Source organism: Chryseobacterium gambrini, assembly GCF_900156825.1.
GTDB lineage: Bacteria > Bacteroidota > Bacteroidia > Flavobacteriales > Weeksellaceae > Chryseobacterium > Chryseobacterium gambrini.
Genome location: NZ_FTOV01000004.1, coordinates 354,613 through 360,678, shown reverse-complemented (window position 1 = coordinate 360,678; position 6,066 = coordinate 354,613). Strand labels below are relative to the sequence as shown.

The window sequence follows — 6,066 nt, the reverse complement described above, 5'->3', positions numbered from 1 at the left end:
ATTCGAGCGTCTGTCTTTATCCTGCTGCTTTTGCTCTTCTGGTTAATATTTTTAACTAAGTTATCAATCTGTTTTGTTTAATGCAAACTTACCATTGAGCGGCATGTCTGAGCTCTTTTTTTGTTTTCGGCGGCTGCAAAGCAGCCGCCGAAAACAAAAAAAAGCGAGTAGAGAAAGCTGGAAACAGCTCCAATTTGAATGATCGATAATTGATGAGCAATGGGTCAATATATCATTGATGTGAAAATTACCAAAATAACAAAAACGGACTTTTCTAAGCCCGTTTTGTTGTTTTATATGAAAAATGAAGTGTCTTACTGAATGACTAATTTTAAGGTAAATAATTTTCTTGTGTATACTTTTACAAAATACACTCCTTTCGGAAGATTTTCGTTGACCAGAGAAAAACGCTGGTTATTTACATTTTTCGACTGATATAAAAGGTCTCCGTTGGCAGAAAGAAGTTCTATTTTTTCGATCGGATAATCACTTTTGATGAAAGTCGGTTCACCCGGTTTTGTAGGATTCGGATAAAGCACCACATTTTTTTCTGTACTTTTTGTTTCTTCCGTTCCTAAAGTTGTTCCGGTTACCTGAAACTGAACTCTGTTTGAAACTTCCGTGTAAGAATCGTTGGTAAACATCACCATATAATAATTTCCCGGCGTTGCAGGAACTGCTGTTCCGGTGATTGTTTTGGTTCCCTGTGTAATTCCGTCAAAATAAGTATACGAAACAAACTGATCATCGGGAACCGAAATATTCTGAGGATAAATTCCGAGCCAGTCTTTGATGATTCCCGGAGAATCCGTCCATGAAGCGGTGATATTTTCTCCTAAACTGTAAACCGGCTTGTTGATCCAAAGTTCGGTTACCACATCCCCTACTTTAAAGAAAACTTTCTCGCCAACCGTTGTATAACCGTCTTCCAAAAAGTACTGTGCATAATAATATCCTTTGGCAAGTCCTGTAAAATTAAGCGTTCCCGAAGCGGTTGTCACATAACTCCACTGTGTAGAATTTATGGTTCCGGGCGTGTGTCCCATTTTATAAATTCCGATCCAGTCTTTGTTTAGATTCGGTCCGTTGGAGAAATTTACGGTTACAGTTCCGCCTACAGGATAAACATCTGAAGTTGTGCTTAAATTAACTTTCGGACCTACGTAGAAATTTTTTCTCGGCGTAATTTCCGTGTAACCATTATTGGCAAAAAATCCTGCAAAATACTGACCTTTAGCAGCAATTCCGTTCGGGAAAGTGGCTGTTCCTGCGGTTTGTCCGTTAGTGTACATAAAAGCCTGAGAAGTTACGGCAGAAGGATTCTGTCCTTTTTTATAAATTCCAACCCAGTCCTGATTATTTCCGGGACCGTCTGTAAAATTGGCAATAATGGGCTCGTTTTGAAGATATTCTGTTTTGTTCAAAGTAAATGTAGGGTTGGAAACCACACTTCCGGTTACTGTAAACTGTTTTACATCGCTCCATTCGCTCCATTCCATATTTCGGTCTCTGTAACGCACTTTTACATAATAGTTTCCGTTGGTTATTGAGTTGGCGGCAATGGTCGCTTTGGTAATGTCTACTCCTGCATTCAGGTTTTTCGTGATATCGGGAGTTCCGTTTCCGTCTTTTCCGAACCAGTTTTCGTAATCTCTGTAAAATTCTTTTTCAATAATAGAAAAATCGGCAGCTTTACTAATTAAAAACTGAGTGGTATTCAGCAATTCTCCGTTTGAGCTTGAAAATGCACTTCCGTTTAAAGTTAATGGTAAAGTAACCGGCGCCGTAAATGTATTGGAAATGGAAGGTTTTGCAGGTTTTGGCTGGTTTTTATAGCGGTGGAACGTATCAATAAGTTCATTAGATTTTTTATGATAAACCCCTCCGATGGAATAAGATTCCACATCTACTTTTCCTGTGTTTACATCTACTTCCACGATTTGGTACGTCCAGTCTGTTAATGTTTTCTGAACATCATCAAAATCCTGTTCGGTCGACATTCCCCAGTACTGATCCCATGCAACTCCACCGGAAATAATCTGGTAATTCGGTGTATTTTTCAACTGACCTCTGTGGTATAAATGGTGATGCGCTCCGACGTGCATTAAATATTTTGAAGAAGAGGTTAAAAGCGGAACAGCACTGTTTCTTACCCACGTAGAAATGTCTCCTACATATTGTTCCGCCTGATATGGTCTGTGGCTAAGAGAAATGATCCAGTCGACCGTAGAATCGCCGTTTGCAGCACTTAAGACCTGTTGCAGCCAAGTCATTTGCGCAGAACCGGTATGTTCGGAACTCAAACTTATAAACAAAACGTTTCCAGCCTGTTGCGCATAGTAATTTTCGTTTCCTGAGCTAATGTTTTTATACTGAATTTCATCGATGTAGAAATGTGCATAATAGGAATTCATTCCCAGACTCCCGTATGTTTCATGGTTTCCTACTGTGGTCTGAATCGGAAGATAAGGCGATAAATTAATATTTTTTTTGAAATGAACATTTTCGTAATGATCCAAAGTTCCCACATCTACCTGATCTCCAACCATGAAGGTCAAAGCAATATTATCTGAAGGATCAGAAGCTGCGCCGAATTTTTCTTTTAATTTTTTATACGCATTTAAAGTTAAGGTATCGTATCTCGGTTCTGCTTTAATCTGGTTGTCTCCCATGATGAGGAAACGGATTTTTCCGTTAGCTGTTGCCGCCTGTCCCGGTAAAGGAAGTGTTCGGAAATTATACACCGCAGATTCGCTGGTTCCTGTTTTAATTTTATAATAATATTTTGTGTTGGGCTGAAGATTGGCAATTTTTGCGGTGTGATAAAAATAATTGTTGTTATACCCTGTATCTGAAAAAATGTTTGTGGTTCCTGTAAAAGTAACATTCAGATTATTGGGGCTGGTTCCATAAAAAACGGTGGTTTCATTATTGGAAGAGGTTTTCCAGTTGATGATCATGGAAGTTGGTGTAGGATTTTGTAAGTAAGGATACAAAGCCTGCCCAAAAGCCATCTGGACGACGAAAAGGAAAAAGAAAAAATAATGTTTCATTTTTAGTTTACTTTTTATTAGATTTATTGAGATTAAAAATTGTATATCAATGAATTATCGAAATTTTTATTGTCTGATTTTATATTCGTGCAAAAGTAGAATTCACATGTAAACTGTATCTGATGGGAAGTTGAAGGAAATATTAAATCTGAGTCGAAAAACGGGTTGAAAATTTCATCATATTTAATATAAAATTGTTTGGAAAATTTCAAAAATGTTTTGTACATTTGCAACCTGTTATTCAACCTCTGACGAAGTCCGTGTAAGTTGCTTAGCTTTAACATTTTATTTATTAATAATGGATTTATTAAAGTACGTACAAGACAAGTACATTACAAAAAAAGAATTCCCTGAATTCAAAGCTGGTGATACGATCACTGTTTACTACGAAATTAAAGAAGGACAAAAAACAAGAACTCAGTTCTTCAAAGGAACAGTTATCCAATTGAGAGGTACTGGTTCTACAAAAACTTTCACAATCAGAAAAATGTCTGGTGATGTAGGTGTAGAAAGAGTATTCCCAATCAACATGCCGGCTCTTCAAAAAATCGAAGTTGACAGAAGAGGTAAAGTTAGAAGATCTAGAATCTACTACTTCAGAGACCTTAGAGGTAAAAAAGCGAGAATTAAAGACGCTGCTTACAAGAAGAAATAATTCAGACAACAATACATACGAAAAGAGACTGCGAATTTTTAGCGGTCTCTTTTTATTTGAATTACTATTATTTGGAGCTTTTTCCCGCTTTCCGCTGCAATCTTTTTTTTCAAAAAAAGGATTTTTACTGCAATCGGGGCTAAGAAAAGGATGCATTTTAAAACCACCCCGTCAAAAATTTCAGGAAATTTTTGTCACCCCTCCAGAGGAGGGGAATTCATTTATTAAAAATAAATTTATATATTCTCTCAATCATTTAAATTTTCAATCATCAAACCTTTTGCTTTTCTACTTAATAAATTCATACAGCGCATTCCAGAATTTATCATAAACTTCGATATGCGGAAGGTGACCTACGTTTTCGATTTCCACGAGTTTAGAACCAACAATCTGTTTTTGTGTTTTCTTTCCTAATTCCTGATATTGCCCCATTTTTGTTTGCAGTTCTTTTGGAGCGCGGTCTTTCCCGATCGCGGTTCTGTCTCTTGTACCGATAATGAGTAAAGTCGGAACTTTTATATTTTTAAATTCATAGCAAACCGGCTGATTGTAAATCATATCTGAAGTTAAGGCTGCATCCCATGCAACTTTTGGATAATCAGGATGTACAGTCCATCCTGCAATTAAGTCTAACCAAGGCTGATATTCTGCTTTCCATTTATTATCGTAATAAAATTTAAGCTGATAATTTTTATAGGTTTCTGCGGTATTCTTTAATTCTGACTGATATGCCTGATCGATGGTTTGATAAGTTGCAAATGTTTTATAATCTTCCAATCCGATTGGATTTTCCAGGATCAATTTTTCGACTTTTTCGGGGTATTGTAAAGTAAACCTTGTTGCAACCATCCCTCCCATCGAATGTCCTAAAACGATAATTTTATCGATTTTTAATTTATCCAGAATGGCTTTTGTATTTTCTGCCAACTGCGAAAATGAAAACTGGTAACTTTGAGGCTTCGAAGATTTTCCAAATCCTATCTGATCCGGAATAATCACTCTGAAACCATTATCTGAAAGGTCTTTGGCGGTTTTTTCCCAATAAGCTCCGTTAAAATTTTTACCATGAAGAAACATTATGATTTTACCGTTTGGCTTTTTAGGCTGAACATCCATATAAGCCATTCTCAAATCGTTTTTCTGAGACTTGAAATTTAAAAACTGAACTTCAAAAGGATACTGATAGTTCGTTAATTCCGCATCCAGTGGTTTCACCTGTGATAATAGAAGATTCGTACTTATAACAAAAATTAATGCGGTAAATATATTTCTGTAATATTTCATAAACCATTTTATTTACTGAAATTAAAAAACCGTTCCAAAAGAAACGGTTTTCAAGTATTAATGATGATTTATTTAAGATATTTCGGCTAGTTGTTTGTCTTTTTTGGGAAGATTCATTAAAACAATGGCAAAAATAATCAATATAATTCCCACCCACTGAATAAAAATAACTTTTTCTCCCAATAAAACAAAAGCCATTGTTACGGAAACCGGTAGTTCCAAAGAAGAAACGATACTTCCTAATCCGAGTCCGGCATTCGGAAATCCAACATTAAATAAAATCGGTGGAATTATGGTTCCGAAAAGTGATAAAATTAAACCATATTTCCATAAAATTGAATAATTAAAGGAATGAATATGCTCTGTATTTTCTGTAAAAGTAAGGTAAAAAGATTTTAATCCTTCGAAATGCAACGGCCCAATCTGTGCAAAAAACAAGAATGCAAAAACAACAACTGAACCACCCAAAAGCATAATAATACTTTTTCTGAAAACAGGCAAATGTGTCGCTAATGTATTGGAAGTAAACATAGTAAGCGTATAGGAAGCTGCTGCCAATAACCCCCAGAAAATGCCTTTCCAATCCAAATCCAAGCTTTCGTTGATTAAATTGGTTGCTAAAATAGTTCCCGCCAAAACAATAATTACAGAAACGATTTTTCTTGCATTGGGTATTTTTTTTGTCAGAAAACTTTCCACTACTACACTGAACCAGACCGACTGCATCAGCAAAACAATCGCAATCGAAACATTAATATATTGTACGGCAATGTAATAAAACAAACTGGTACAGCCTAATGAAGTTCCAGCCAACATTAAATTTCTTACTTCTTTTGATGTTGGTGACGGTAATGCTTTTTTAGAGGTGATTGTCTGAATAAAATTTAAGACTAAAAGACCAACAATTCCCAATAAAAACTGTGATGTTGTAACTTCTGAAGTGGTGTACCCATCCTGATAAGCGAGTTTAACAAACGTTGCCAACATTCCGTATATACTGGCTCCAATCCCTACAAATAAAACTCCCTTTAATATATTTCTCTTCTGCATAATTCATTTTTTACAGCCTGCAAA

At 36.0% G+C, this 6,066-nt stretch carries 4 protein-coding genes; 1 reads left to right on the top strand and 3 read right to left on the bottom strand.

What is annotated here, in order from left to right:
* Positions 1-314: 314 nt before the first annotated feature.
* The gene (locus tag BW951_RS10650; protein WP_076392570.1) at positions 315-3,053 is read right to left on the bottom strand and encodes a fibronectin type III domain-containing protein; all 2,739 of its coding nucleotides are present in this window, start codon (positions 3,051-3,053) and stop codon (positions 315-317) included.
* A 298-nt stretch (positions 3,054-3,351) separates the two neighbouring features.
* On the opposite strand from BW951_RS10650, the gene rplS reads away from it, so the two are divergent.
* Complete coding sequence (gene rplS, locus BW951_RS10645) at positions 3,352-3,708, top strand: 50S ribosomal protein L19 (protein WP_007846341.1); 357 nt, start codon at positions 3,352-3,354, stop codon at positions 3,706-3,708.
* A gap of 288 nt (positions 3,709-3,996) precedes the next feature.
* Here rplS and BW951_RS10640 read toward each other — a convergent pair whose 3' ends face one another.
* On the bottom strand, positions 3,997-4,992 hold the full coding sequence (locus BW951_RS10640) for an alpha/beta fold hydrolase (RefSeq protein ID WP_076392568.1): 996 nt from the start codon (positions 4,990-4,992) through the stop codon (positions 3,997-3,999).
* 72 nt (positions 4,993-5,064) lie between these two features.
* Complete coding sequence (locus BW951_RS10635; protein WP_076392566.1) at positions 5,065-6,042, bottom strand: EamA family transporter; 978 nt, start codon at positions 6,040-6,042, stop codon at positions 5,065-5,067.
* Between the last annotated feature and the right edge of the window lie 24 nt (positions 6,043-6,066).

What these genes read in the sequence shown, in the direction of transcription:
- BW951_RS10650 (WP_076392570.1), bottom strand. Translation starts at nt 3,053, where the DNA reads ATGAAACATTATTTTTTCTTTTTCCTTTTCGTCGTCCAGATGGCTTTT.
- rplS (WP_007846341.1), top strand. Translation starts at nt 3,352, where the DNA reads ATGGATTTATTAAAGTACGTACAAGACAAGTACATTACAAAAAAAGAA.
- BW951_RS10640 (WP_076392568.1), bottom strand. Translation starts at nt 4,992, where the DNA reads ATGAAATATTACAGAAATATATTTACCGCATTAATTTTTGTTATAAGT.
- BW951_RS10635 (WP_076392566.1), bottom strand. Translation starts at nt 6,042, where the DNA reads ATGCAGAAGAGAAATATATTAAAGGGAGTTTTATTTGTAGGGATTGGA.